The sequence below is a fragment of the Flagellimonas onchidii genome, assembly GCF_004804315.1.
Taxonomy (GTDB): Bacteria; Bacteroidota; Bacteroidia; order Flavobacteriales; family Flavobacteriaceae; genus Flagellimonas; species Flagellimonas onchidii.
Window position 1 is genome coordinate 91,156 of the sequence record NZ_SRXX01000007.1, and the last position, 25,950, is coordinate 117,105.

The 25,950-nt window shown below is 39.7% G+C and carries 22 protein-coding genes; 15 read left to right on the forward strand and 7 right to left on the reverse strand.

What is annotated here, in order from left to right; translation table 11 throughout:
• Nucleotides 1-223 precede the first annotated feature (223 nt).
• The 6 genes from E4661_RS09235 to E4661_RS09260 all read left to right on the forward strand — a co-directional run bounded on the left by E4661_RS09235 (nucleotide 224) and on the right by E4661_RS09260 (nucleotide 8,356).
• Nucleotides 224-1,000 (forward strand): DUF3108 domain-containing protein, encoded by a 777-nt coding sequence (locus E4661_RS09235; protein WP_136466554.1) that lies wholly within the window; start codon nucleotides 224-226, stop codon nucleotides 998-1,000.
• A gap of 8 nt (nucleotides 1,001-1,008) precedes the next feature.
• On the forward strand, nucleotides 1,009-1,974 hold the full coding sequence (locus E4661_RS09240) for a tryptophan 2,3-dioxygenase family protein (protein ID WP_136466556.1): 966 nt from the start codon (nucleotides 1,009-1,011) through the stop codon (nucleotides 1,972-1,974).
• 1 nt (nucleotide 1,975) lies between these two features.
• The gene (locus E4661_RS09245; RefSeq protein WP_136466558.1) at nucleotides 1,976-3,259 is read left to right on the forward strand and encodes a peptidoglycan DD-metalloendopeptidase family protein; all 1,284 of its coding nucleotides are present in this window, start codon (nucleotides 1,976-1,978) and stop codon (nucleotides 3,257-3,259) included.
• A gap of 1 nt (nucleotide 3,260) precedes the next feature.
• On the forward strand, nucleotides 3,261-4,898 hold the full coding sequence (gene pgi / locus E4661_RS09250; protein ID WP_136466560.1) for a glucose-6-phosphate isomerase: 1,638 nt from the start codon (nucleotides 3,261-3,263) through the stop codon (nucleotides 4,896-4,898).
• Nucleotides 4,899-5,064: 166 nt separating this feature from the next.
• On the forward strand, nucleotides 5,065-7,827 hold the full coding sequence (locus E4661_RS09255; RefSeq protein ID WP_136466563.1) for a TonB-dependent receptor: 2,763 nt from the start codon (nucleotides 5,065-5,067) through the stop codon (nucleotides 7,825-7,827).
• 91 nt (nucleotides 7,828-7,918) lie between these two features.
• On the forward strand, nucleotides 7,919-8,356 hold the full coding sequence (locus E4661_RS09260) for a hypothetical protein (RefSeq protein ID WP_136466565.1): 438 nt from the start codon (nucleotides 7,919-7,921) through the stop codon (nucleotides 8,354-8,356).
• A 127-nt stretch (nucleotides 8,357-8,483) separates the two neighbouring features.
• Here E4661_RS09260 and E4661_RS09265 read toward each other — a convergent pair whose 3' ends face one another.
• On the reverse strand, nucleotides 8,484-8,888 hold the full coding sequence (locus E4661_RS09265; protein ID WP_136466567.1) for a JAB domain-containing protein: 405 nt from the start codon (nucleotides 8,886-8,888) through the stop codon (nucleotides 8,484-8,486).
• Between the two features lie 101 nt (nucleotides 8,889-8,989).
• The gene (locus tag E4661_RS09270) at nucleotides 8,990-10,027 is read right to left on the reverse strand and encodes an endonuclease/exonuclease/phosphatase family protein (RefSeq protein WP_136466569.1); all 1,038 of its coding nucleotides are present in this window, start codon (nucleotides 10,025-10,027) and stop codon (nucleotides 8,990-8,992) included.
• 108 nt (nucleotides 10,028-10,135) lie between these two features.
• Here E4661_RS09270 and E4661_RS09275 point away from each other — a divergent pair, with 108 nt between their 5' ends.
• Both E4661_RS09275 and E4661_RS09280 read left to right on the forward strand, forming a co-directional pair.
• The gene (locus E4661_RS09275; RefSeq protein WP_136466571.1) at nucleotides 10,136-12,871 is read left to right on the forward strand and encodes a TonB-dependent receptor; all 2,736 of its coding nucleotides are present in this window, start codon (nucleotides 10,136-10,138) and stop codon (nucleotides 12,869-12,871) included.
• A gap of 28 nt (nucleotides 12,872-12,899) precedes the next feature.
• Nucleotides 12,900-14,261, forward strand: a complete 1,362-nt coding sequence (locus E4661_RS09280; protein ID WP_136466573.1) for a DUF5689 domain-containing protein — start codon at nucleotides 12,900-12,902, stop codon at nucleotides 14,259-14,261.
• A 15-nt stretch (nucleotides 14,262-14,276) separates the two neighbouring features.
• Here the strand turns inward: E4661_RS09280 and E4661_RS09285 are convergent, their stop codons facing one another.
• Nucleotides 14,277-14,501 carry a hypothetical protein gene (locus tag E4661_RS09285; RefSeq protein ID WP_136466575.1) on the reverse strand — a complete coding sequence of 75 codons (225 nt, stop codon included), beginning with the start codon at nucleotides 14,499-14,501 and terminating at the stop codon, nucleotides 14,277-14,279.
• Between the two features lie 219 nt (nucleotides 14,502-14,720).
• Here E4661_RS09285 and E4661_RS09290 point away from each other — a divergent pair, with 219 nt between their 5' ends.
• Complete coding sequence (locus E4661_RS09290; RefSeq protein ID WP_136466577.1) at nucleotides 14,721-15,206, forward strand: hypothetical protein; 486 nt, start codon at nucleotides 14,721-14,723, stop codon at nucleotides 15,204-15,206.
• A gap of 68 nt (nucleotides 15,207-15,274) precedes the next feature.
• On the opposite strand, the gene E4661_RS09295 is transcribed toward E4661_RS09290, so the two are convergent.
• Entirely contained in the window at nucleotides 15,275-15,805 is a 531-nt protein-coding gene (locus tag E4661_RS09295; RefSeq protein WP_136466579.1) for a lipid-binding SYLF domain-containing protein, read from the reverse strand.
• An 87-nt stretch (nucleotides 15,806-15,892) separates the two neighbouring features.
• Nucleotides 15,893-16,501, reverse strand: a complete 609-nt coding sequence (locus E4661_RS09300) for a DinB family protein (RefSeq protein WP_136466581.1) — start codon at nucleotides 16,499-16,501, stop codon at nucleotides 15,893-15,895.
• A gap of 307 nt (nucleotides 16,502-16,808) precedes the next feature.
• Between E4661_RS09300 and katG the strand changes: the two genes are divergently transcribed.
• From katG to E4661_RS09320, 4 genes are all read left to right on the forward strand, one after another.
• On the forward strand, nucleotides 16,809-19,028 hold the full coding sequence (gene katG, locus E4661_RS09305; RefSeq protein ID WP_136466584.1) for a catalase/peroxidase HPI: 2,220 nt from the start codon (nucleotides 16,809-16,811) through the stop codon (nucleotides 19,026-19,028).
• A gap of 83 nt (nucleotides 19,029-19,111) precedes the next feature.
• A complete protein-coding gene (locus E4661_RS09310) occupies nucleotides 19,112-19,591 on the forward strand; it encodes an ankyrin repeat domain-containing protein (RefSeq protein WP_136466586.1) in 480 nt (159 codons plus the stop codon).
• A 5-nt stretch (nucleotides 19,592-19,596) separates the two neighbouring features.
• Nucleotides 19,597-20,220 carry an NUDIX hydrolase gene (locus E4661_RS09315; protein ID WP_136466588.1) on the forward strand — a complete coding sequence of 208 codons (624 nt, stop codon included), beginning with the start codon at nucleotides 19,597-19,599 and terminating at the stop codon, nucleotides 20,218-20,220.
• Nucleotides 20,221-20,269: 49 nt separating this feature from the next.
• On the forward strand, nucleotides 20,270-21,049 hold the full coding sequence (locus E4661_RS09320) for an amidohydrolase (protein ID WP_136466590.1): 780 nt from the start codon (nucleotides 20,270-20,272) through the stop codon (nucleotides 21,047-21,049).
• On the opposite strand, the gene E4661_RS09325 is transcribed toward E4661_RS09320, so the two are convergent.
• Nucleotides 21,030-22,652, reverse strand: coding sequence for an Ig-like domain-containing domain (locus E4661_RS09325; protein ID WP_136466592.1), 1,623 nt, complete (start codon nucleotides 22,650-22,652; stop codon nucleotides 21,030-21,032). The genes E4661_RS09320 and E4661_RS09325 overlap by 20 nt on opposite strands.
• A gap of 64 nt (nucleotides 22,653-22,716) precedes the next feature.
• Complete coding sequence (locus E4661_RS09330; protein ID WP_240751445.1) at nucleotides 22,717-23,412, reverse strand: ComF family protein; 696 nt, start codon at nucleotides 23,410-23,412, stop codon at nucleotides 22,717-22,719.
• Nucleotides 23,413-23,458: 46 nt separating this feature from the next.
• On the opposite strand from E4661_RS09330, the gene E4661_RS09335 reads away from it, so the two are divergent.
• Both E4661_RS09335 and E4661_RS09340 read left to right on the forward strand, forming a co-directional pair.
• Complete coding sequence (locus tag E4661_RS09335; RefSeq protein WP_136466596.1) at nucleotides 23,459-24,355, forward strand: hypothetical protein; 897 nt, start codon at nucleotides 23,459-23,461, stop codon at nucleotides 24,353-24,355.
• A 37-nt stretch (nucleotides 24,356-24,392) separates the two neighbouring features.
• Nucleotides 24,393-25,934 carry a glycine--tRNA ligase gene (locus tag E4661_RS09340; RefSeq protein ID WP_136466598.1) on the forward strand — a complete coding sequence of 514 codons (1,542 nt, stop codon included), beginning with the start codon at nucleotides 24,393-24,395 and terminating at the stop codon, nucleotides 25,932-25,934.
• Nucleotides 25,935-25,950 lie beyond the last annotated feature (16 nt).

Here is a 25,950-nt window from a genome sequence, read left to right on the forward strand (position 1 = left end):
AAGGTCTTGATGTATCTTTGTATCACATAAGGGGTGGTTCCCTTATAACTTTAAGTATTGGTTTTTCATAATTTAAAGTTTGGTTGGTTATTTAGGAAAAGCCCAGTTTCTGAACTGGGCTTTTTTTTATATATAATATTTTGGAACAAGATTTGTTTAAGTAAATGTAAACAGCGTAACCCATGAAGTGATTTTAGTAATTTTATACCAATTGTAAAAGATTATGAAAAAGATTGTTACCATATTTGCCCTCTTACTTGTTCTGCCCGTTATGGCACAAAATCATTACCCTGCCTATAAAGCAGGTGAATGGTTGAAATTTCGAATTCACTATGGGTTTTTAAATGCAAGTTATGCCACGCTTCAACTGACTAATGATACTATTGATAGTATTCCGGTTTACCACGTTGTAGGCCGAGGTAAGACGACAGGGTTTGCCAGTATATTTTTTAAGGTAGATGACACCTATGAAAGCTATTTCGGCAAAAAAGACGGAAAACCATACCGCTTTATCCGAAAAATAAATGAAGGGGGATACACAAAGGATATTGAAATAGATTTTCAGTATAATGAGGATAAGGCAATTCTAAAAGACAACAAAAATGGCAAACAAATGGATATTCCTGTGCACGAGGGCGTCCAGGATTTATTGTCCGCATCTTATTACCTAAGAAATGAATATGCCCTAGAAGATTTCAAGGTTGGCGAATCTATAGAAATGGATATGCTATATGATGACGATGGTGTTTATAAATTTCAACTGAAATTTTTGGGAAAAGAAGTCATTAGAACCAAGTTTGGCAAGGTAGAATGTCTTAAATTTAGACCCTTGGTTCAATCAGGAAGGGTTTTTAAGGAACAAGAAAGTCTAACACTTTGGGTTTCCAATGATTTGAACAAAATTCCGATTAGAATCAAGGCCGACTTAGCCGTTGGTTCATTAAAAGCTGATCTTGACGGTTACAACGGTTTAAAAAACCAGTTTAAAATTATAATGTAGCAGCTTCAATGAAGAATGATGAGCGAATTGAGTCCCAAATCAATAAGCTTGAAGAAAAGTACAAGAACTCCGGACAAGACCTAAGCTCTTACCTTGATGGACTCCTTTATCAACGTTATCTAACTTATTGGGACTATATCCATTTAGATACATTACTGAGCATTCAAGTTCCTCGTACGCATTTCCCTGATGAGGAAATCTTTATCATGTACCATCAAATTACTGAGCTTTACTTCAAGCTCATTTTACATGAGCAAAAACAGATAGTGGAAGATAAGTCTCAAGACCTTTCTTTTTTTATTGAAAAAGTGAATAGAATCAACAATTACTTTAAGGCGTTGATTTCATCTTTCAGTATAATGATCAAAGGAATGGAGCGTGAACAATTTTTACGATATCGAATGGCGTTGCTTCCTGCCAGTGGTTTTCAGTCGGCACAGTACAGAATGATCGAGATTTATTCCACTCCCTTGGAGAATATGGTACATCTTTCTGAACGCGGTCAATTTTCCGAAAAACATGATATTGAAGAACTTTTTGAGCATATCTATTGGAAAAAGGGAGCAACAGACCTTACTACTGGCGAAAAAACCCTGACTCTAAAACAATTTGAGTTCAGATACACCCCCAGACTCCTAAGAATTGCCAATCAAGTCAAGAATAACACCATTTATCACAAATACCTTCAATTGCCCGAATCATCTCGAAAAGATACAGCACTGATTAAATCCCTTAAGGATTTGGACCTTAACGCTAACGTTAATTGGCCATTGATGCATATGGGGTCGGCATATCGATATTTGGCAAAAGAAAATAAGCAGGTAGATGCTACAGGAGGTACCAATTGGAAGGACTTTTTACCACCAAGTTTCCAGAAAATAATATTTTTCCCAACTTTGTATACGGAAGAAGAGTTGGATTCGTGGGGAAAACAATGGGTTGATCATATTTTTAACCCTGAAAAGAAACAATAAAATGCAAAGATTTTTTGGGGCAATCTTGGCACTGTTGATATTGGTGTCTTGTAAGGAAAAGAAAGAATTGGTACAACAGTTGGAACCCAAGGGCACTGTTCAAAAACCTATCGTAAAACATTTTGGCTTCAACCTTGAAGATTATCAAGTTGTTTATGATACCATAAAAAAGGGAGAGACTTTTGGTGAGCTTATGCTCAAAAACAAGGTTGATTACCCCAAAATCATCAAAATAGCCGAAGAATACAAGGACACCTTTGATATTCGACGAATTGATAGAAAACCATATGTTTTACTAAAATCTAAAGACACTGCAGAGGCAGCCCAAGTCTTTATTTATCAAAACGACAAAATCAATTACACCGTTTTCGATTTCAGGGATAGTACGGCCAATGCCTATAAAGGGAAAAGAAACGTGAAATCGGTAGAACGTGAAGTTGCCGGTATTATTGAAAACAATCTTTCCGAAACACTTGATAATCTGGGTGTTGATTACAATGTTACCATTGACCTCTCGGAAATTTATGCATGGACAATCGACTTCTTCAGATTAGAAAAGGGAGATAAGTTCAAACTGATATATGACGAACGGTTTATAAACGATTCCGTATATGCTGGGCGAGGGCCCATAAAAGCAGCTTTGTTTGAACACAAGGGGACGCCCATTTATGCATTCCCATATGTCACCGACTCGTTGAAAAACATTCTAGATTACTACGATCAAGATGCCAATAACTTACGAAGTACTTTCTTAAGAGCTCCCATTAAATTTGGGTACCGACTTTCTTCTCGGTATAATTTAAAAAGAAGAATTGCCTATTATGGATACAAAGTGCGTCCCCATAAAGGTACCGATTATGCCGCGCCCATAGGCACCCCGATAATTGCAACCGCCGATGGAACAGTAACGGAGTCCACTCGAAGAGGAGGCAACGGAAAATATGTGAAGATTAGACACAATGGCACCTACAGCACACAATATCTTCATATGAAAAAGCAAAAAGTAAAGCGCGGAGAATTTGTAAGGCAAGGAGACGTAATCGGATGGGTTGGAATGACGGGAAATACAGGAGGCCCCCATGTCTGTTACCGTTTTTGGAAAAATGGTAGGCAGGTAGACCCTTTAAGAGAAAAATTGCCCTCTGCAGAGCCTATTGCCGATTCTCTTAAAACGGATTTTTTAGCACACATCAAACCTTTAAAAAGCCAGTTGGATTGTATAGAACTTATTATTCCCGAACCTGAGCTCCAACCAGAAGAGGATCAACTAACCCTTAACCCATAAAATGGCATTACCCAAAATTGACCCAACGATTACCAAAGCCTGGAACGAACTCTTAGACCACTACAATAAAATAAAGGACGAGCATTTAAAAGAACTATTCAACTCTAATACCGATAGAGGAGAAAAGTTTTCATTGCTGTGGAATGATTTCTTGGTGGATTTCTCTAAAAACAGAATTAACGAAGAAACACTTTCGTTGCTGGTTCAATTAGCAGAACAAGTCGGACTTCAAGAGGCTATTTCTGGGTATTTTGCTGGAGAAAATATAAATCAAACCGAGGGAAGGGCCGTTTTGCACACAGCCCTAAGAGCCAAAAAAGAAGATGAGATTTATGTAGATGGAAAAAATATTGTTCCAGAAGTCTATGAAGTTCGAGAACACATAAAGACATTTTCCCACGCCATAATATCTGGCGAGAAAAAAGGATATACAAACAAACCCTTTACCGATGTTGTCAATATTGGTATCGGGGGATCCGACTTGGGGCCGGTAATGGTTACTGAGGCGCTCAAGTTTTATAAGAACCATCTGAAAATGCACTTTGTGAGCAATGTGGATGGGGACCATGTGCACGAAGTGTTAAAAGAACTTGACCCAGAGACTACTTTGTTTGTGGTGGTTTCCAAAACCTTTACTACACAAGAGACGCTTTCAAATGCATTGACCATTAAAAAATGGTTCTTGAAACATGCTCCTGAACCTGCTATAGCACAACACTTCGCTGCAGTCTCTACAAATGCCGAAAAAATTGATGAATTTGGAATTTCACAAGAAAACGTATTCCCGATGTGGGATTGGGTAGGAGGTCGCTTTTCATTGTGGAGCGCTGTCGGACTTTCAATAGCACTGTCCTTGGGGTATGAAAAATTTGAAGAATTTCAAGAAGGCGCCAATGAAATGGATATACATTTTAAAGAGGCTGCTTTTTCGGAGAACATTCCGGTAGTATTGGCTTTGATCAGCGTATGGTATAATAATTTCTTTGGAGCAGAGACCGAAGCGATTATTCCTTACACACAATATTTGCACCGATTTTCTGCCTATTTACAGCAAGGAATCATGGAAAGCAATGGGAAAAGTGTCGATAGGGCTGGTAATAGGGCCAATTACGAAACTGGGACCATTATTTGGGGAGAACCTGGGACCAATTCCCAACACGCTTTTTTTCAGTTGATTCACCAAGGAACAAAATTGATACCAACGGATTTTATAGGATTCAAAGAATCACTTCACGGCGATATGGACCACCATAACAAACTGATGGCGAACTTTTTTGCACAGACCGAAGCTTTGATGAACGGAAAAACTTCCGAAGAGGTAAGATTGGAGCTCGAATCGCAAGGTTTGACCGAAGATGGGATTGCCACTCTGCTTCCCTTTAAAGTCTTTGAAGGGAACAAACCTACCAACACCCTTTTAATTAAAAAATTGACATCAAAAAGTCTTGGGTCTTTGATTGCGCTATACGAGCATAAGATTTTTGTTCAGGGTATTATCTGGAATATTTTTAGCTACGATCAATGGGGCGTGGAACTTGGCAAACAACTTGCCAAAAACATACTTCAAGACATCGAAAGCTCTGAAATCGGCAAACACGATAGCTCAACTTTAAACCTTTTGCAGTTTTTTAAGAAATGATTTAAGGTTTCTTAAAACTTAGATTGAGTTTAACCCATTGCTTCTCAACAACGTATAGGTTATTTTGTCATATGTGGCAGAAGTTTTCTTAACGTTAAATTAACATTGCAAAGGTTGAAAAAGGCAACATTTGCAGAGCTATTCGAATAACTTAAACATGACTGAAATGAAAAAACTGCATTTGTTGATTGCGGCACTGTTTAGTTCCGCGATCATGTTATCACAGGGAACGGTTTCTGGAACCGTAATTGATGGTGACCTTGGAGGTCCACTTCCGGGCACAAGTATTGTATTACAAGGTACCGATAGTGGTACTACTACGGATTTTGATGGAAAATTTACAATTGAGGTTTCTGAAAACTCAGGAACTTTGGTAGTCTCTTACATAGGATTCGTAACCAAGAGAGTTTCTTTCAGTTCTTACGGAGATTTAGGGTCTATTACTTTAGATCCTGATGCGCAAGAACTTGAAGGAGTTGTTGTAACTGGAATTTTGGATATTGCCAAGGATAGGGAAACCCCTGTGGCAGTTTCAACAATTACAGCGACTGAGATTCAGGAAAAAATTGGTTCACAAGAACTACCTGAAGTATTGAAGTCCACACCTTCCATTTATGCCACAAAAACTGGTGGAGGATTTGGTGACGGAAGAATCAATGTAAGAGGTTTTGATTCTCAGAACACTGCGATCATGATCAACGGAATTCCAGTGAACGATATGGAAAACGGTAGGGTTTTCTGGAGTAACTGGGCAGGACTTAGTGATGTTACTACTGCCATGCAAGTACAAAGAGGATTAGGTTCGTCCAAATTGGCGATTAGCTCTGTTGGTGGCACCATTAATGTATTAACAAAATCCACGGATAAAGAAGAAGGTGGGTCTGTTCGTTTTGGTGGGGGTAATGATGGTTACTTGAAGACTACCGCTTCATATAATACTGGTAAAAATGAAAATGGTTTTGCAGCTTCGATTTTATTGGGAAGAACTGCGGGGGACGGATATGTCCAAGGCACCAAGTTTGAAGGTTATAACTACTTCGTGGGATTAGGATATGAACCAAACGATAAAAACAACTTCCAGTTTATTTTTACTGGCGCCCCACAAGTACACGATCAAAGAACATCGAGCTTTTTTAATGTAGCAACATTGGAAGATCATTTGGAATTTGGAGACAAATATAATTTCAACCATGGTACTTTGGATGGACAAGATTTTGGATGGAGAAGAAATTTCTACCACAAGCCAATAGCTTCGTTGAATTGGGATCATAAGTTCAACAATAAAACTACCCTTTCAACTTCTGCATACCTTTCTTTTGGTAGAGGAGGAGGAACCGGTGATATAGGCCGTTTGGGTGGCAGTTTCGCAAGTTCCAGTAGGTTTAGGAGCCGAGAGACAGGTGAGGTGTTATGGAATCAGATTGTTGCATCGAACTCAGGTGCAGGAGGAACTTTCTCTGATGGGTCTACTTTTGCCAATGAGCCTGATTTTCAAACAGGAACCTTCATTGTAAACGATGCTGACCTGTATAGTGGTTTTAGTGATTTTAGAGACCCAGAAGACAGACTGGATGGTGTTCAAAGGAGAAACGGGGCAATTCGTAGAGCTTCCATAAATTCACACAACTGGTTTGGTCTTATTGCGAACCTGCACACTGACATCAATAGTGAGTGGAGCTGGGATGTTGGTATTGACGCCAGAAGTTATAAAGGTATTCATTACAGAAGGGTTGATGATCTACTTGGAGCGGATGGGTACAGAGATAATGACGACGTTAACAACCGATTCAATGTTGTGACCCAAGAAGTTGCATCTGACCTGTCTGGTGTTTGGAATGTATTTAGAAGCATCGATGCTGACGAAAAAATTGATTATTACAATGATGGAATAGTAAGATGGATAGGTACTTTTGGTCAAGTTGAATATTCAAATGGCACTGTTTCCGCTTTCTTGCAAGGTGGAGTTTCACAACAAGGATTTAAGCGTATTGATTACTTCACTTATTTGGATTCCGATCCACTACAAGAAACCGATTTTGTTAATCGTTGGGGAGGTAATATCAAAGGTGGTCTTAATTATAATATCAATGAAGAACACAATGTATTCTTTAATTCGGGATACTATTCAAAGCAACCTTTGTTTGATGCCGTTTTCTTAAACTTTGTCAATGAGATCAACCCAGATTTGACCAATGAAAAAATATTCGGTCTAGAAGCAGGTTATGGAATCAATCTTGGTGACTTTAGAGCCAAGATCAACATCTATAGAACCTCTTGGAAAGATCGATTTGAAGACTTGGATGTTGAGACATCCGAAGGAGACGAGGGAACCGCAAACATTAATGGTGTTGAACAAATCCACTCAGGATTTGAGCTCGAAGCAAATTATAGAGCCTCTGAAGTTGTTCAGTTCAGAGGAATGCTTTCCATGGGTAATTGGGAATATGGAGGTAACGCCTCCGGAGCTGCCTTGGATGAGGACAGAAACGTAATCGATCCAGAAGTTACATTGTATTTGGATAATGTAAAAGTTGGTGATGCTGCACAGTTCACCACTAATTTGGAAATGATTGTTAGACCAACCGAAAACTTAAAGTTGAGTACTAACCTTTATTCTGCATCCAGATTGTTCGCACAGATAAATGCCGAGGATTTTGATTCTCCAGACCATCAGGGATCCTTGAGGTTACCAAGTTATACCTTGTTTGATTTTGGAGCATACTATAAGTTTAACCTTGGTGGCAATAATGCAATTAGTATTGCAGGTAACATAAACAATGTTTTTAATACAGAATATATTGCCGAGTCATTGACCAACACTTTTCCTGAAACTGGAAATGCACCAACCTATAAGGGATTGGATGTTAGAAACAAAGTGTTCTTTGGTTTCGGTAGAACATGGAATATTAGTATGAGATATAACTTCTAAAGATTTATATATCTTAAGTTGTGAAAAACCTCGCCAACGGCGGGGTTTTTTTATTGCCAAAATCCTTACTTTTAAGGTTCAAACTAAACCAATGGAAATTTTACGTACACTACATTCTTACTTTGCCTATGTTGTTTTGGCCCTACTGATTTTTGCCGTTTTTAACGCCGTAACAGGCTGGCTCGGTAAAAAAGAATTTACCATGAACAAAGATTTAAGAATAAGCCTCTTTGCGTTGATTTTGACCCATATGCAGTTGTTGGTGGGACTGATTCTGTATTTTGTTTCGGCCAATGGCCTTAAGGCCATCCAAACTTTGGGTATGGGAGGGCTTAATTCGGCAGCACGCCTTTTGGCTGTTGAGCATCCTTTTACCAATATTTTGGCCGTGGCCCTGATTACCATAGGTTGGTCTCGCCATAAGAAAAAGAACGATAGCACCGCAAAATTTAAGAGCATTGCTATCTTTTATGGTATTGGGTTGCTATTGATTCTTAGCCGTATTCCTTGGGGGCAATGGTTTAACTAATCCTGTTTTGTCGTTCCTGCGACGCGTGCCGCCATAGCTTTAGCGATGGCGCAAAGCGAGAATCTCATTCCGCTTCCTTTATCAAAAACAGATAGACGGGGAAATGGTTTCTACTTTATAGTGACCATTATTCTATGGTCACGTAGTCCATCTCGTCAATGATGATATGGTCAAGTAATTTAATTTCCATAATCTCAGTGGCAAGTTGCATTCGAGCAGTAAAATCAATATCCGCTTTGCTCGGGGTAAGGTCTCCTGACGGATGGTTGTGACAAAATATTACTTTGGTACATTTTTTAGAAACAGCGTAGCTTAATACTTCAACAGGGGATAAAATCATCCTGTTTTTAGACCCGATTGAGACCAGTTCAATATATTCTATGTCGTTTTTGGTATTAAGACCAACGGTCCAAAAATATTCTTTGTTTCTATGAAGCTTATTCTGTCTCCAGAGAATCTTCTGCATTATTCGTGCAATGTCATCTGTGCCTGAAATACGTTTGTCCTCGTCTTTTGGTAATCTTACAGTCATGGCTTAAAGATAGAAAAAGCGTTCTAGTTTTAATTTTGGGCAATGTTTTATTGTCATTCCTGGATTGGTCACTGAGCTAAGTCAAAGTGAAAGCGGGAATCTCATTCTGCCTCCTTTATTAAAAAAAGATAGACAGGGAAATGGTCACTGTACCCCCCAATATAAGAGGTACCCGAATACGTGCGCAGTGGATAACCTTTGTATTTTCCTGTTAGCGTCTTTAAATATGAAGGAGCATATACTTTTGCTTTCCAAAAACTAAAACTACCATTGTTTTTTTGAACAAGATTAGGTGTCATAAAAAACTGGTCAAAAAGGTTCCATTTGTCTCGGTAAGCAAGGGTCCCAATTCCCTTTTTGTAAAGTTTTTCCATGGGGTTAAAAAGAGAGATGCTATCAGAATTGTTGATTTCCCCTTTGGTCTTCAGGATCTTTTTGAGGCTATCATCACGGGGATCATCATTCAGATCACCCATACTGATTATTTTCGCGTCTGGGTTCAGTTTTTGTATGGAATCAATTATCCGCTTGTTCAACAGAGCTGCCCTTATCCGATTTGGTTTGCTCTTGGTGGGTCCACCTCTGCGCGAGGGCCAGTGATTCACCAAAAAATAAAACGCTTCGTTATCCAACATACCTCCTACTACAAGCTGATCACGAGTGTAGTTTCTTTCTCCTTCGTCATCAAATAATAGCAATCGATGACTTGCAAAAGATGTGGGCAAAAAAACGGATTTCTTAAAAAGGAGCGCTACATCTATACCGCGTTCATCGGGAGAGTCAAAATGGACAATTCCATATGCTTTCTTTTGTAGATTGGGATGCTGAACCAAATCTTGGACAACCTGCTTGTTTTCCACCTCGCATAATCCGATAATATCGGGAGAAACTTTGATGGTTTCTTCACCAATTTTAGAAAGCACTTTTGAAATGCTTTCAATTTTCCTTTGATAGCGGTCTGTAGTCCAGTTATAGTTGCCTTGTGGAGTACGTTCATCATCAAAAATCAAGGTGTCGTTAATAGTATCGAAAAGGTTTTCCACATTATAAAAAGCCACTGTTCGAATCTTGTATGTTTTTGATGCCTGAGAGTACAATGATAAAGTACAAAGGACAAAAAAGTAGGTTAAAAGTTTCATTTGGGTTTTGAATTTTAATCGAAAATAAGTAAGATTGTCTACAATACTTACAAAGGTAAGAAGATAATAACCCCAAATACTTATTGATTAACCTACTAATGCAAGCATATGCGAACAGTTTTGTTCATTGCTATGTGGTGTTGCGCTTATATGCAATACGGTCAGCAGAACACTTTGATATCTGGAACCATAAAGGATGCGGTCACAAAGAGACCGATTCAAAATGTAACACTTCAAATTGATGGTTCTTCCAAAGAATTTTTATCGGATACTAATGGTGGTTTTTCTATTTGGATTGATGTAGAAGGAGAGCAAATTCTTAATGCGGTCAGTTCGGATTATGTATTGAAGCGTATCCCATTTTTTTTGACTGGCGAAACAATCGAACTAGGTATAATTTTTCTAGAAAAAGATGTTGTTGTCGAAAGAAGTGACAACCTGATAACTTTGACCGAGAATGATATCTCCAACGATGATGAAACTATTTCGGGTTCTTCAGGATTGCTTCAGGCCACAAGGGATATTTTTTTGAGCAGGGCGGCCTTCGATTTTGGACAGGCCTTTTTTAGGGTAAGGGGCTATGATTCCCACAATGGAGTCGTCATGCTCAATGGTATACCTATGAACAAATTTTTTAATGGTCGTCCGCAATGGAATAATTGGGGAGGGCTTAATGATGTAACCCGGAACCAAGAATTTACCCATGCACTAACCCTCAATCCATACATCTTTGGTGGTGTTTTGGGAAATACCAATGTGGATATGAGACCTTCGGGACTAAGGCCCGGGATTCGTATTTCTACTTCTGCTTCAAACAGGACATATGCTTGGCGTACCATGGGGACTTATAACTCTGGTATCCTTAAAAATGGATTGGCCTACACCGTTTCTTCTTCAAAAAGATGGTCAAATTCTGGGTATGTAGAAGGGACATTGTATGATACGTATTCTTTTTTTGGAGCGTTGGAATATCAACTGAATTCAAAGAATAGCCTTGTACTGACTTCTATTTTGGCCAAAAACCGAAGGGGTAGTTCAGCAGCAATTACAGAAGAAGTTTTTGAATTAAGAGGAAGTACGTACAATCCATATTGGGGACAGCAAAACGGAAAAGTTAGGACCACAAGGGAGCGACAGGTCTTTGAACCAATTTTTATGCTAAACCATAATTCCAAGTTTAAAAAATGGAACTGGAACACGGGCATTGCTTATCAATTTGGGACAAATTCAAGAAGCAGATTGGGGTATTACAATGCCCCTAGTCCCGATCCAACTTATTATAGGTATTTGCCCAGTTTTTATCTTAACAGTCCCATAGGGGCAGATTTCGTAAATGCTTCGTTGGCCAAAGAAGGGTTCTTGGAGAATCCGCAGGTAAATTGGAATGCTTTATATACTGCCAATACCAATAATAATGGAAAAGCAAGCTACCTATTCTATGATGACGTAGTCAAAGACAATCAGATAACGGTATCGAGTAATTTCAACTACACCATTAATAAACGTTTGAAAGTTGGAGGAGGGCTTCGTTATCAGTCATTGTCCTCAGAAAACTACGCGGAAATACAAGACCTTTTGGGTGCCGAATTCCATGAAGATGTTGATACATTTTCAAACACACAAAATGACTTGAACGGAAGCCTCATCAAAACAAAGGAAGAGGCATTCAATTACCATTATAATATTTTTGCCTCTGAGTGGGAAGGTTTCGGGCAGGTAAGTATTGATTTTGATAAAATCCGTGGATTTGTTTCGGCGGCAGTGGGTGGTTTTAATGCCCAACGGGATGGAGTTTTTCAAAATGAACGCTTTAGTGATAACTCACTTGGAAAAAGCGAAAAAGTTACTTTTTCCAACACAAAACTAAAAGGCGGCGCAACATACGTTCTTACGGGGAGGCATTGGTTTACCGCTAATGGAGCATTGATTCAAAGGCCGCCAACCTTGCAGCAAATTTTCATCAACCCAAGAGAGAACAATCAGATAGTTAGTGATATTTTAAGCGAAACCATTACTAGTGTAGATCTTAATTATTATGTCCGTTTACCAGATTTGACTGGGAGAGTAAGCGCTTTCTATACTCGTTTTATGGATACTACCGACATCAATTTTTATTATGTGGATTCGGGATTGGGTTCAGACTTTGTCCAAGAAGTAGTTTCAGGATTGGACAAACTCCATAAAGGCATCGAATTTGGGCTACAATATGAAGCTTCTTCAAGTGTGAAGCTTTCGTTCGCCGGCAACTTTGGCGAGTACGTTTATGCCAGTGACCCTTTCGTCCAAATAAATTTTGACACTTCATTGGCTGACGATAACCCTATAAGTTTAGAAGGGAACAGTGATTTGGGGATTGCAAAGCTGAAGGGGTTAAAATTGCCCCAAGGCCCCCAATGGGCATATGGAGTTGGGGTTGAATACCGAAGCCCTAAATATTGGTGGTTGGGAGCGACCGCAAATCATTTATCCAAAAGTTATATCGATGTGTCAGCAATTCGGCACACGGATAGTTTTCTTCTAAACCCAGAAACAGGTCAACGCTTTCCAAACGCAACCGATGAAAATGTTGCTACCATTCTTGAACAAAAACCTTTGGACGAGTTTTACTTGTTCAATTTGGTTGGAGGGAAGTCTTGGCTGGTCAATAAAAAATATATAAGCGCATTTATAAGTGTGAACAATTTGTTCAATGAAATCTACAGAAGCGGAGGTTATGAGCAAGGTAGAAATGGTAATTATGGACAGCTTTATCAAGATAATTTAAGTGGTTCACCTTCTTTCGGTCCAAAATATTGGTACGGATACGGGCGCACATATTTTTTAAATCTGGCGGTGAGCTTTTAGCAAAAATTCCAATAATAAATTAGAAAAGATGAACATATATAATATGATTATGAGTTTTTGCATGCTTATGTTGCTAGTGTCCTGTGTTAAAGGACCTGATTTTGATGCTCCGCGACAAGACTGTAACGACAATTTAATTGCTAATATTAGTTTTCAGGAATTAGAAGCTCTTTTTGAAGAAGAAACCATTCAAATTCAAGAGGATTTGGTAATTGAAGGTTATGTGATTTCATCGGACAAATCCAGAAACCTTTATGGTGTTCTTGTTGTTCAAGATAAACCCATGAATCCAAGTTTTGGTATCCACTTCGAAATCGATTTAAGAGAGTCCCATTTAAGGTATAAGATAGGGGATAAAGTATTTGTTAAACTAAAAGGATTGTACTTGGGCAAAAGCGATGAAACACTTAAGCTGGGAGGTTCCTTTACCTCGTTTGGCAATGTTTCGGTAGGAAGACTTCCAGCCCATAAGGTGGGGCAACATATTTTTTCGGCTTGTGATAATAAAGAAGTGCTTCAAGCTACGGAAACTTCCATATCCGAATTGGACAATGTTGGCTTAAACACCTTGATAAGACTTGTTGATATTGAAGTTGTGGATGCAGAACTTGGTGAAACATTTGCCATAGGAAAAGAGGAGACGGAGCGAATACTAAAAGACTGTAGTGAAAATGAGATTATATTGTTAAATAGTGGTTTTTCAGACTTTCAAGATGAGCGTTTGCCAGATGGTAACGGTTCTGTAACGGGTATTTTGCAGAGGGGTGGAGGACAATACCAAATAATTATTCGTGACATGGATGATATTAATTTTTCGAATGAGCGCTGTCCAGAAATCATCACCGAATTTACTTCCGACCAAATCCTTATTTCAGAATTGGCAGACCCCGATAACAATTCAGGAGCCCGATTTATCGAATTGTACAATGTCGGTCAAGTTCCTTTGGATTTGAATAAATGGACATTAAGGCGCTACACCAATGAGAAGACCGAGATAAGCTCCTCAATAGATCTTTCTGGTTTTATCCTAGAATCAAAAAGTACTTTGGTGATATCGCCGAACGCTATTGAATTTGAGTTGGTATATGGCTTTACACCTGATATGGGAGTGTCTACCAACAGTCCTGCAGATTCCAACGGGGACGACAATCTAGAACTGGTAGACCCTTTTGGAGTCATCATTGATGTATTTGGTGTTGTTGGCGAAGATGGCTCTGGAACCAACCATGAGTTTGAAGACGGAAGGGCGATACGAAAATCAGAAGTTGCTGAAGCCAATCCCACTTACACTTTTTCTGAATGGATAATTTTTAACGATACAGGGGAATCTGGAACCACAAAACAACCCCAAAACGCACCTGAAGGTTTTACCCCGGGAAACTTGGATTAACCTTAAACACTTTTTTTAAGCTGTTTCCCTCCTTTTATTTGCAGAATGGGTAATTAAACTACCGAGAAGATAGACAATACTGACAAGAGGCATCATCAACATTGCAATGGTCCATAAAAATTTGGAGATTCCCTGCTCTTTTTTAAAAACAAAATAAATAGCCGTAGCTGTAACAATCAAATAGAGGATAACCACTGCTATAAGATGATAAGGGCCATAAAATGTACGTAGGAATATCATATTCAAAATTTAAATTAACAAGTAAAGGCCTCAGGAAGTTGAAGTATTTGCCTCCAACGCAATCAAAGTTATCAAATTTGTGATAGGTGTCAAATAGGTTTTATTGAATATATATCGTTATGTTTCCTGGTTTTGAAAAACGGACATCAGTATAGTGTTAAAACATCCATTTTTTAATTGGGGACGTAAATTATAACAAGTAACAAAATAACCATAACTATGAAACAAGTAGTATTGACATTAGTTTTTGGCCTAGCATTGGTGTTTCAGTGCCAGGCACAGCAAATTTCTAAACACGCATTGGGGCTCCGCCTTGGTGATGACGATGGGTTTGATTCCCTTGGTGGTGAGATTAGTTACCAGTTAGGGCTTACCGAAAATAACAGATTGGAATTTGCCCTCGGAATCAGAAGTGGCGATGCTTATGACGCCTTTAAGGCGGTGGGTCTTTATCAATGGGTGATGCCTTTAGATCGATCTTTCCATTGGTACGTTGGCGCCGGTGCAGGAGTTGGAAGTGTTGATGTGGATGGAGCAGGGTCCAGCACCTTTGCCCTATTGGCTGGGGATATTGGAATTGAATACAATTTCGAGATACCATTGCTGATATCGTTGGATGTTAGACCCGAAATAGGCTTCGGGGATGAGGGGTATGGCAGCGATTTTGATTTTGACTTGGGACTTGGTATTCGTTATCAATTCTAACCAGATTCCAGATAAAAAAGAAAATCCCAAGTAGTTCACTTGGGATTTTTTTATTCGGCGGGCTTATTTTAAAACGGTTTGTAACTAAACTTCTGTCCACCAACAGAAGCATCGGCCATTAAGCCAGCTTTGGGTAGGGCAAAAACAGCAACACCATCTTTATATTTTGCGTTAAAGGCAATTCCAGATTTTAGGGCTACTGCAGAAGTCTCGGCAGCAAAGGCAAATTTCCCTTCCTTAAAACGTTGCAAGTCTACATCGGTTTCAAAGAAAATGACCTCGATTATGGCCTGTCCACCGGCTTGCAGTCCAATATTTAGTTTCTTAAGGCCGGCCATTCCAACCATTTCACCACCTTCGTAGACCACGCCATTTCCAGAAGCACCACCGATTATGAATCCGCCTTTGCCCACATTGGGAAAAATGACATAGCCAGCGGAGTTGTTAAAAAAGCGTTCAAGTCCAGAATCGGCTTTTAAAAGGGTCTTTTTTGCCTTTTTGGCATCGTTTATAATCTTTCTGTCCTTTTTATTTTGAGCTAAAGTAGCAGTGGCGACCAGCACTAAGCAAACCAAGATTAAGGGTCTAACAATTTTCATATTTCTGTCTTTATAAAGTATAAGTTAAAGGTAAAAAATAAACCCCTTCCGAAACGGAAAGGGTTTGCTAATAAGTGTTAATGCTGCCTATTTTCCTTTTGGAAAAAGTTTGTGCGCCATTACTTCTTTCATTTGGTCTGTATGCCTTTTGGTATGTCCCGACATAAAGAGTACAATTTGTAGGCCGTCTATAGTGCCAAAAGGAAGTTCTCCATAATGGTTTCTCAAATCGTCCTCGGTATTTTCAACATAAGAAATGTGCTGGTTTCTTTTTGTCAAAAATTCATTTAAGGTAGCCTCGTACGAACCAAATTTATCCGTGGGCTCAAAAGGCTCTCGAGTTTTTACTCGCTTTTCCCTACTTTCGATAATTCCCAAAAGTTCTTCGTCCGATAATTTTACATCAGTCCGTTTAGAAGGATCTGCCGCTGTCTGCAACGCCGCTTGCAACATTCCAAAAATCATGTTTTCCGAAATAGCTACGTGTTCAACGCACTGTGCGATTGACCAAGTGTCTTCTTCTGGGATGAAGTTTAATTGTTCCTCGGTAAGTCCATGAAGCAATTTAGACATTTCGTCACGGGTCTTGATCAAGTGGTCCACGGCCAGTTTGCGGTCTTCATCTGATAGTTTTAAAGTATCAGTGCTGAAACTGAAAAGTAACAATGTAACTAGGGGTAAAATCAGTTTTTTCATTTGTGAATACGTTAAATTTAATTTTATGATTTCAATGCTTTTATACATAGACGTTTAACACGAATCAAAATGGACATCGCAAAAAATGAATGCGAGTCTTTTATCAAAGTTAATGTAAATCAACACCATTTATAGGGGTGAATGCGCCAAAATAAAACCGTATTTCGACAAGTTGCTTGATTATACAAATAATGTATAGAAAACATTTATGATTTAATAATGTTTTAATATTAATTATCTATTATTCAGGCAAAAGATTGCCTAATTTTAATGAGGTTTAAGTAACATTCTAAAACACTATACAATCATGAGTAAAAAACCCACAACACCGACCAATGGCGAAAGCAAATGCCCTTTTTTGACAGGGGCGTTAAAGCATGGCGCAGGTGGGGGCACATCAAACAGCGATTGGTGGCCCAATCAGTTAAAACTTAACATTCTTCGTCAGCACTCTTCATTATCCAACCCTATGGATGAAGCGTTTAATTATGCGGAGGAATTCAAATCACTCGATTTGAAAGCTGTTAAAAAGGACTTATATGATTTAATGACGGACTCCCAAGATTGGTGGCCGGCAGATTATGGACATTATGGCCCATTTTTTATTCGTATGGCCTGGCATAGCGCAGGAACATATCGTATTGCAGATGGTAGAGGAGGCGCAGGGTCTGGTACCCAAAGATTTGCACCTTTGAACAGTTGGCCCGATAATGCGAACTTGGATAAGGCTCGCTTGCTTTTGTGGCCTATTAAACAGAAGTATGGCAAAAAATTATCCTGGGCCGACTTATTGATTTTGGCCGGAAACTGTGCCTTGGAATCAATGGGCTTTAAAACCTTTGGTTTTGCAGGTGGTCGAGAAGATGTTTGGCACCCAGAAGAAGATATTTATTGGGGAGCTGAAACTGAGTGGCTGGGAGATAAACGGTATGAAGGAGATAGAGAGCTCGAGAACCCACTTGGGGCAGTTCAGATGGGGCTGATTTATGTAAATCCGGAAGGGCCTAATGGCAACCCTGACCCTATAGCCGCAGCGCATGATATCCGAGAAACCTTTGGTAGAATGGCGATGAACGATGAAGAAACTGTGGCCCTTATTGCTGGAGGACATACGTTTGGAAAAACACATGGAGCTGCAGATCCTGGAAAGTATGTAGAGCGCGAACCTGCTGCTGCTGGCATTATTGAACAAAGTCAAGGATGGAAGAACAATTTTGGAGCCGGTAATGCCGGTGATACCATTACAAGTGGACTTGAAGGAGCTTGGACCACCACCCCGACAAAATGGAGCAACAACTTTTTCTGGAATCTGTTCGGTTATGAGTGGGAGTTGAGCAAGAGTCCTGCTGGAGCGCACCAATGGATACCAAAACATGGCGCAGGGGCTAATAGTGTTCCAGATGCCCATGACCCAGAGAAAAGGCATACACCTATAATGTTAACCACAGACCTTTCTTTAAAGTTGGACCCAGAGTATGAAAAGATCTCGCGTAGGTTTCATGAAAACCCTGATGATTTTGCAGATGCGTTTGCAAGAGCATGGTTCAAATTAACGCATCGAGACATGGGACCTACTTCGAGGTATTTGGGATCAGAAGTTCCGAAAGAGGAATTAATTTGGCAAGATCCGATTCCAACAGTTGATTACGAGTCAATCAATGATGAAGATATTGCCCAATTAAAGGCAAATATTAAGACTTCAGGACTTTCTGTTTCCGAATTGGTGAGCACTGCTTGGGCGTCAGCTTCAACATTCCGTGGCTCTGATAAAAGAGGTGGGGCCAACGGGGCTCGCATAAGACTTGCGCCACAAAAAGATTGGGAAGCCAATCAACCCGAACAACTCTCAAAGGTTTTGGATACTTTGGGCAGAATTCAAAAAGAATTCAACAGCACTCAATCTGGTAAGGAGGTTTCTATAGCTGATTTGATTGTACTTGGGGGAAGTGTAGGAGTAGAAGAAGCGGCCAAAAACGCAGGTCATAATATTGAAGTTCCATTTACTCCAGGTAGAGGGGACGCTTCTCAGGAACAAACCGATGTGGAGTCCTTTGCAGTATTGGAACCAAAAGCGGATGGTTTCCGAAATTATATGAAATCCAAGTACGCCGTCTCCGCAGAAGAGATGTTGATTGACCAAGCGCAGTTGCTTACTTTGACGGCACCTGAAATGACCGTGCTTCTAGGGGGCTTACGGGTATTGGATATCAATCATGGACAATCCCAACACGGTGTATTTACCGAACGTGCCGGGTCTTTGACCAATGATTTCTTTGTAAATCTACTGGATTTAAACACCAAGTGGGAAGCCACCTCAGAAGAAGATAACGTGTTTGCTGGTAGAACCCGTGCTTCTGGAGAAGTTAAATGGGCAGGAACAAGAGTTGATTTGATTTTTGGATCCAACACTGAACTTAGGGCTATAGCCGAAGTTTATGGAAGTAATGATGCAAACGATCGATTTGTACACGATTTTGTATCGGCTTGGACCAAAGTGATGAATCTTGATCGCTTCGATTTAGCCTAAAAAAGAAAAAGAAAATTAACTGTGAAACAACTGTCACTTCCTTCAAAGGTTGTGGCAGTTTTTTTATAACTTTCGCTAAGATTATGAGTATTAAAGAAGACTTCTTCAACGAAATAAGAAATGGTAATCTGACCAAAGTAACTCAGCTTTTGGAATCCGACTCGACCTTGTTGGAGACCACAGATGACAGGGGTTCAACACCTTTGATTTTATCCACATATTACAACCAATTGGATATAGCGAACTTTCTATTGGAAAAAGGTGCAAAGATTGATGCCGAGGATGGTTCAGGAAACACAGCATTGATGGGAGTATGCTTTAAGGGGTATCTTGACCTTGCAAGGCTATTGGTCGAAGCTGGGGCAAACGTTAACCATGTCAATGCCATGGGAGCCACTTGCTTGATATATGCAGCTACCTTCAATAAATTGAAGATTGCGGAGTTATTAATGGAGTATAAAGCCGATGTTTCCGTTAAGGATGCAAGAGGCAATACGGCACTCGACAATGCTAAAATGCAGGGGACAAAACCCATGATAGAACTTTTACAAAAGAGCGATTGATTTATATGGATTCAAAGGAACAACTCAACCTAATCAAGCGAATTAAAGCAATTTCAGAAACGGGATTGGTGTATTCAAAAGATGGCTATGATCGGGAAAGATACGAGGAGCTGCAACAAATTAGTTTGGAATTGATGTCAAGTATCGGAAATACACCTCTTGGAGAACTCCAAGATTTTTTTGTTCCACAACAGGATTATCCAACCCCTAAGGTAGATGTAAGAGCGTTTGTGCTCAATGAAAAGGAAGAGGTTTTAATGGCTAAAGAAAGTATAGATGGCAAATGGACCATTCCTGGAGGCTGGGCGGATATTGGAAGTACTCCATCCGAGATTGCCGTTAAAGAAGTTGCGGAGGAAACCGGTTTAAAGGTTAAAGTGGTTAAACTCTTGGCAATCTATGATAAGCAAGTACATCCACACCCTCCTGAACCTTACTACATTTATAAACTAATGTTTTTGTGTAGGATTGTTGGGGGAGAACTCAAAGCAGGTTTTGATATGTTGGATGTTGGATTTTTTACATTGAACAATCTTCCAGAACTTTCGGAAGAGCGGATTTTGGAAAGTCAGTTGAACCATTTGTATCGATTGACAAAATCTTCTGCATCAGATGTCTATTTTGATTAAGATTATTAAATCAAACTTAGTCGAGAAGTCTATGGTTTAAATATTTGAAATGAACTCAGAACTAAAACTCGCCCTTATTCAATCCCATTTAGTTTGGGAAAATCCAGAAGCAAATAGGAAATTGTTCAGTGAAAAAATCGATTCAGTTTCTCATGATGTGGATTTGATTGTGCTGCCGGAAATGTTTTCTACAGGATTCACTATGACCCCTAAAAATGTCAACTCGAATGAAGGGGATAAAACTATGGAGTGGATGCAGAAGAAATCAAAGGAGAAAAATGCCGCAATTGTGGGCAGCATTGTTTTCTTTGAAGATGGAAAATATTACAATAGACTTCATTTTGTGGAACCTGATGGCGGACTTAATGTTTATGACAAGAAGCATACTTTTACACTGGCCGGAGAGGATAAAGTCTATGAAGCAGGAGAGAAAAAGGTTTTGATTGAGTATAAAGGATTCAAACTTTGCCCTTTGATCTGCTACGACCTCCGTTTTCCAGTCTGGGCGCGTAATGTTGAAAATTATGATGTATTGATTTATGTGGCCAACTGGCCTAAACAAAGAATTCACGCTTGGGATACGTTGCTTAGGGCAAGGGCCATCGAAAATATGGCCTATTGCATAGGAGTAAATAGAATTGGCACGGATGGATTGGGGTATGAATACTCAGGCCACTCTGCAGCTTATGACGTTCTGGGAAATCAAATAGCGTTTTCCGAAAAGGAAGAAATTCTCTACGTTATGTTGGAAAAAGAACACATTGCTTCAACCAGGGAAAAGCTCAGATTTCTAGATGACCGGGATGAATTTAATCTGGTAACAAAATAAAATCGGTTACCTGTTCCCAATTGGCCCTTAGCTCTATTACATCTGGAAAATGCTTTACTGTTTCAGGTTGAATCTTTTTTAGATAACTTCCCGTGTCCCAAATTCCATTGCCATTGTCGTCGAAAATTACCCGCAATCTATATTCGCCAACATCAAGATTATTAAACTCAAAGGGTTGGGGTTGCATTGCTTGTATTTCACGCTGAACTTCACCTTTTTCATTGGTAAGTTGTAGTATCATCGGAAAACGGATAGCCCCACTTACGTTGACACTGAGGTTTCCATAATCAGCATAGCTTCCAGTTGAAAATCGATAATTCAAAGAGTCATTTTGTATACCAAAAAAATCGGTGATGGCTCCAGGCATCAGTTCAAAAGAATAGCTTTGATTGGGTTCAATGGTAAAATCAAAATCAACTTTGTTTTCCAAGGAATCCAATGCCAATGAATAAGGTGCGTTAATGGAATCGCTTACAAAAAGGGCTATCTTGGAAGTATCCAATTCAGTTATAGGGGTATTCGCTAAAATGCTGAAAGTATCTTCAAAACCAAAAGATCTACTGATGCTCGAACGAAGTAGAAGGGAATCCAAGGGTAATTTTCTGGTTTTAACCGTAAAAGTGTCGATTTGCTCCAGTTTTGTATTTGTAATCGTAAAAATTATGGAATCGATATCGGTCGGTGTCAGCCAATAATTCAAAGTATCCATTTCCCTATCCTTTAAAATTAGGGTTTTGACCGAATCGGGCAGTGACGTTAAAGCATCAATTTTGATATCTTCATGATTACCTTGGTAACCGAAGATGATTCGGTTTTTGGCCACATAGCTGGGCACCGAAATACTATAATCTGGGAACTCCTGAAATAGATTTAGTAAATAAATGGAATCCGTGGGCAGGGTTATGGTGTCTTGTAAAAATCCGATTTTATCCTGTCTTTGGTTAAAAAGGTTGTTTTTGTTCACATCCTTTATGGCCACTAAAGCATACTCCCCGGCCTTTAAATTCTTTAGCTCAAAAAATGGAACGCTATCCAAAGTGTTTGTGATGTAGTTTGGCGGTTGTTTGTAGATGGTGGAATCGGTGTAAGCGGTATCCAATTCATAGAGCATAACACTTATAAATTGGTCGGCTTTTCTATTAAAGGCATCCTTCACGGCTCCCGATAAAGTTAAGGAGTCAATATAGTCCCCCGTTGAGAAAACGTAGCTTAAAAAGCTGTTGGGATTGCCTTCATTGTTATCGGTGATACTTTGTCCGAAATTAAACGTATACGTAGTGTTTTCCTTTAGAGTGTCTTTTATGACAACCTGAATATATTTACTTGCTCCACCTAGAGGTGTTACCTCGGGAGGATATTTTAAGGGAGGTGAAATAATCAATTGATTCTGGACATCCTTAAGTTTGATGAACTCATCAAAATACAAACGAATTTCCTTGGCGTCGAAATTGATAGAGAAATTCTCCGGTTCTGTCCGTATAAGTTGCGGTGGCGTTTCATCTTTTGGCCCTCCAGTTGGGTTTCCCCTTTTAGCGCATTGCCATAGGGCCAGACCCATAAGGATTACAAAGGAAAAACTCAATAGTTTCTTTAAATACCGCATGGAAAATTTGTGTTGGACAAAGAAACAACTAATTTGAAAATTGAAAACAAGGATTTATAGAATTTTAACCATTGGGCACTACCGCCATGCTCAATACGGAAACGGATACATTTTCGAGCCCCTTCAACACTCGGGCGCAAGACTCAATGGTTGCTCCAGTGGTAATTACATCATCCACCAAAAGAATATGTCCGTACTTCTTTTTTGGAATTGAGCCTAATTGAAACACTTCTTTGGTACTTTCCCAGCGTAAAATACGCCCTTTTTTTGTTTGTGTTTTGGTGTTGGAAACTTTCAACAAAATATTATCACTGTAATCAGCTTTAATTGTATTTGCTATTTTTTTTGCAAAAAGTGCCACTTGGTTGTAACCTCTTTTTTTTGCCTTTTTAGGATGCAGGGGAACAGGGACTACAACATCCACGGTTTTTAAAAATTCATCTTGGTTCAGATGGGCCGAGCACCAATCCCCCAAAAAACCCCCAATCTGCTCTTGGTTTTTATATTTTAATTGGTGCAAAAGCTGTTTTACAATACCATTTTTTGAAAAATACAGGAAAGAAACTGCCTTTTCTATAGGAATCCTCCCATAAAATATACGATCAACGGAATTTTCTTCTTTGAAGCTGTGATCGGTGAGTGGCATCTCATGTCGACAAACGGTACATAGTACGCTTTCTCCTCTGGATAATTGGGCATTACATCCAAAACATACCCTTGGCAATAGGATGTTGTTAATCTCGTTTAGTATCTTAGCCAACTTATCGATCAAATCTTATACGCATTACAGAAGCCTAATTAACCCCATGGATGCCCAAGATAACAATTTCAACTACAAGATTATCTTTGCAGCGCTTATAGCTGTGATTGTGGGGATTTTAATAGCTTTTTATTACAGCTATGCCCAATCCAAGAACCAAATGTCCTTTTTGGAGCAAGAAAAATCTCTTTTGGTCAAAGATTTGACCCTCATGAAAGCAGAGGTTGATCGTTTGTCGGGTTTGAATGAGGTGAATGAAATTGAATTACAGACTTCCCGTTTTAAGGTACAGCAACTTTTAGATTCCGTAGGGCGGCTGAATTTTAGCCTGACTAAACTCAAAGAGACCCGGAAGACGCTTCGAATGCTTGAGATTCGATTTGACAGCCTGAAGCTCAAAAACAATTTTCTTCGATACAATAATAGTCTGCTCGCCAACCGATACGAGGAAACTCGAAAGCAATTGGAAGAAGTCAGGGGTAGGGCAAGCACTATGGAACAAGCAGAGTCATTGTTACGTGAGACCAATAGGGAATTGGCAAAGGAACTTAGACGAAAAAGCTACCTGAAACTTCAGGAAGCAGAGGGAAGCGGATTTCGGTTAAGGGCAGGAAGACCTTTAAAAACCAATAAAGCATCTGTGGTTGAAAAACTAAGGGGCTGTGTGACCATTTTGGCGGACCCTGACGAAAGAGGTGATGTAAAAGTACTCTATCTTCAATTTTTAGACCCTAACATGACGGTCATCGAGGACAATGCCAACACCATTTCTGTCGGAGGCAACACCTACAGCAAAAAAATGGAAATCCGTTTTACAGGAAAGGAAATGGATATATGTGATGCCATAACGGTTCCCGAAGCCTCACTTTCCGAAGGAATTTATACCCTTAATGTGTTCGAGGACGAAAGATTGTTGGCTTCCAGCGAATTTCAGTTAAAATAAGCTACTTCATTTTTCGGTAATATTCTATTTTTGCCGCATGGCAAATCAAGAAGACATTTTTAAGAAGGTAATCTCACATGCAAAGGAGTACGGATATGTATTTCAATCCAGTGAGATTTATGACGGACTCAGTGCTGTTTACGATTATGCGCAAAACGGGGTTGAGCTAAAAAAGAACATACGTGAATATTGGTGGCAAGCTATGGTGCAGCTCAATGACAATATTGTTGGGATTGATGCCGCTATTTTTATGCACCCAACCACTTGGAAAGCCTCTGGTCACGTAGATGCCTTCAATGATCCATTGATTGATAATAGGGATTCCAAAAAAAGATACCGTGCCGATGTTTTGGTCGAGGACCATGTTGCCAAAATTGAGGCCAAAATAGAGAAGGAAGTCAAGAAAGCCGCCAAACGCTTTGGCGATAGTTTTGACAAAGAGCAGTTCTTGGCCACCAACCAACGTGTGTTGGATTATCAGGCCAAGGCCGATGGTATCCTAAAACGTTTAGGGAAATCTTTGGAGAATGAAGATTTGGCCGATGTAAAAGCTCTAATTGAAGAATTGGAAATCGCTTGTCCACTTTCTGGATCTAAAAACTGGACAGACGTGAAGCAGTTTAACCTAATGTTCGGAACAAAGTTAGGGGCTTCGGCAGATTCTGCCATGGACTTGTACTTGCGCCCCGAGACTGCACAGGGAATCTTTGTGAACTTTTTAAATGTTCAGAAAACAGGACGCATGAAAATTCCGTTTGGAATTGCCCAGACCGGAAAAGCGTTTCGAAACGAGATTGTGGCCCGTCAGTTCATCTTTCGTATGCGCGAGTTTGAGCAGATGGAAATGCAATATTTCATCAAGCCGGGTACGCAGCAGGAATGGTATGAGAAATGGAAGGAAAAACGATTGAAGTGGCACCTTTCCCTTGGAATGGGTGAGGATAATTATCGTTTCCACGACCATGAGAAATTGGCTCACTATGCCGATGCTGCAGCCGATATCGAATTCAAGTTTCCATTCGGATTTAAGGAATTGGAAGGAATCCATTCCCGTACCGATTTTGATTTGAGCCAGCACGAAGAATATTCTGGAAAAAAACTACAATATTTTGACCCGGAGGAAAACAAGAGCTACGTGCCCTACGTACTTGAAACTTCCATTGGTCTCGATCGTATGTTCTTGGCGGTCTTCTCCAATTCTTTGAAGGAAGAAGAACTAGAGAATGGTACTACAAGAACAGTACTTAAGATTCCAGCGGTATTGGCTCCGACCAAAGCGGCCATTTTACCCTTGTTGAAACGTGATGGATTGCCCGAAGTGGCCCAAAAACTTATTGATGAGCTCAAGTGGGACTTTAATGTGGCGTATGACGAAAAAGATGCTGTAGGTCGTCGTTATCGTCGTCAAGATGCGGCGGGAACTCCTTTCTGTGTAACAGTCGACCATCAAACTTTGGAAGACGAAACGGTTACCATCCGTCATCGAGATACCATGGAACAGCAACGTGTTAAACTAAATGAGGTAAAAGATATTATCTCTAAAGAGGTGGATATGCGCTACTGGTTACAGAAGATCTAGGCTTCCTTTATTCAAT

Excerpts from the sequence above, each read along its gene's own strand:
- E4661_RS09235 (WP_136466554.1), top strand. The coding sequence starts at position 224 with ATGAAAAAGATTGTTACCATATTTGCCCTCTTACTTGTTCTGCCCGTT.
- E4661_RS09240 (WP_136466556.1), top strand. The coding sequence starts at position 1,009 with ATGAAGAATGATGAGCGAATTGAGTCCCAAATCAATAAGCTTGAAGAA.
- E4661_RS09245 (WP_136466558.1), top strand. The coding sequence starts at position 1,976 with ATGCAAAGATTTTTTGGGGCAATCTTGGCACTGTTGATATTGGTGTCT.
- pgi (WP_136466560.1), top strand. The coding sequence starts at position 3,261 with ATGGCATTACCCAAAATTGACCCAACGATTACCAAAGCCTGGAACGAA.
- E4661_RS09255 (WP_136466563.1), top strand. The coding sequence starts at position 5,065 with ATGAAAAAACTGCATTTGTTGATTGCGGCACTGTTTAGTTCCGCGATC.
- E4661_RS09260 (WP_136466565.1), top strand. The coding sequence starts at position 7,919 with ATGGAAATTTTACGTACACTACATTCTTACTTTGCCTATGTTGTTTTG.
- E4661_RS09265 (WP_136466567.1), bottom strand. The coding sequence starts at position 8,888 with ATGACTGTAAGATTACCAAAAGACGAGGACAAACGTATTTCAGGCACA.
- E4661_RS09270 (WP_136466569.1), bottom strand. The coding sequence starts at position 10,027 with ATGAAACTTTTAACCTACTTTTTTGTCCTTTGTACTTTATCATTGTAC.
- E4661_RS09275 (WP_136466571.1), top strand. The coding sequence starts at position 10,136 with ATGCGAACAGTTTTGTTCATTGCTATGTGGTGTTGCGCTTATATGCAA.
- E4661_RS09280 (WP_136466573.1), top strand. The coding sequence starts at position 12,900 with ATGAACATATATAATATGATTATGAGTTTTTGCATGCTTATGTTGCTA.
- E4661_RS09285 (WP_136466575.1), bottom strand. The coding sequence starts at position 14,501 with ATGATATTCCTACGTACATTTTATGGCCCTTATCATCTTATAGCAGTG.
- E4661_RS09290 (WP_136466577.1), top strand. The coding sequence starts at position 14,721 with ATGAAACAAGTAGTATTGACATTAGTTTTTGGCCTAGCATTGGTGTTT.
- E4661_RS09295 (WP_136466579.1), bottom strand. The coding sequence starts at position 15,805 with ATGAAAATTGTTAGACCCTTAATCTTGGTTTGCTTAGTGCTGGTCGCC.
- E4661_RS09300 (WP_136466581.1), bottom strand. The coding sequence starts at position 16,501 with ATGAAAAAACTGATTTTACCCCTAGTTACATTGTTACTTTTCAGTTTC.
- katG (WP_136466584.1), top strand. The coding sequence starts at position 16,809 with ATGAGTAAAAAACCCACAACACCGACCAATGGCGAAAGCAAATGCCCT.
- E4661_RS09310 (WP_136466586.1), top strand. The coding sequence starts at position 19,112 with ATGAGTATTAAAGAAGACTTCTTCAACGAAATAAGAAATGGTAATCTG.
- E4661_RS09315 (WP_136466588.1), top strand. The coding sequence starts at position 19,597 with ATGGATTCAAAGGAACAACTCAACCTAATCAAGCGAATTAAAGCAATT.
- E4661_RS09320 (WP_136466590.1), top strand. The coding sequence starts at position 20,270 with ATGAACTCAGAACTAAAACTCGCCCTTATTCAATCCCATTTAGTTTGG.
- E4661_RS09325 (WP_136466592.1), bottom strand. The coding sequence starts at position 22,652 with ATGCGGTATTTAAAGAAACTATTGAGTTTTTCCTTTGTAATCCTTATG.
- E4661_RS09335 (WP_136466596.1), top strand. The coding sequence starts at position 23,459 with ATGGATGCCCAAGATAACAATTTCAACTACAAGATTATCTTTGCAGCG.
- E4661_RS09340 (WP_136466598.1), top strand. The coding sequence starts at position 24,393 with ATGGCAAATCAAGAAGACATTTTTAAGAAGGTAATCTCACATGCAAAG.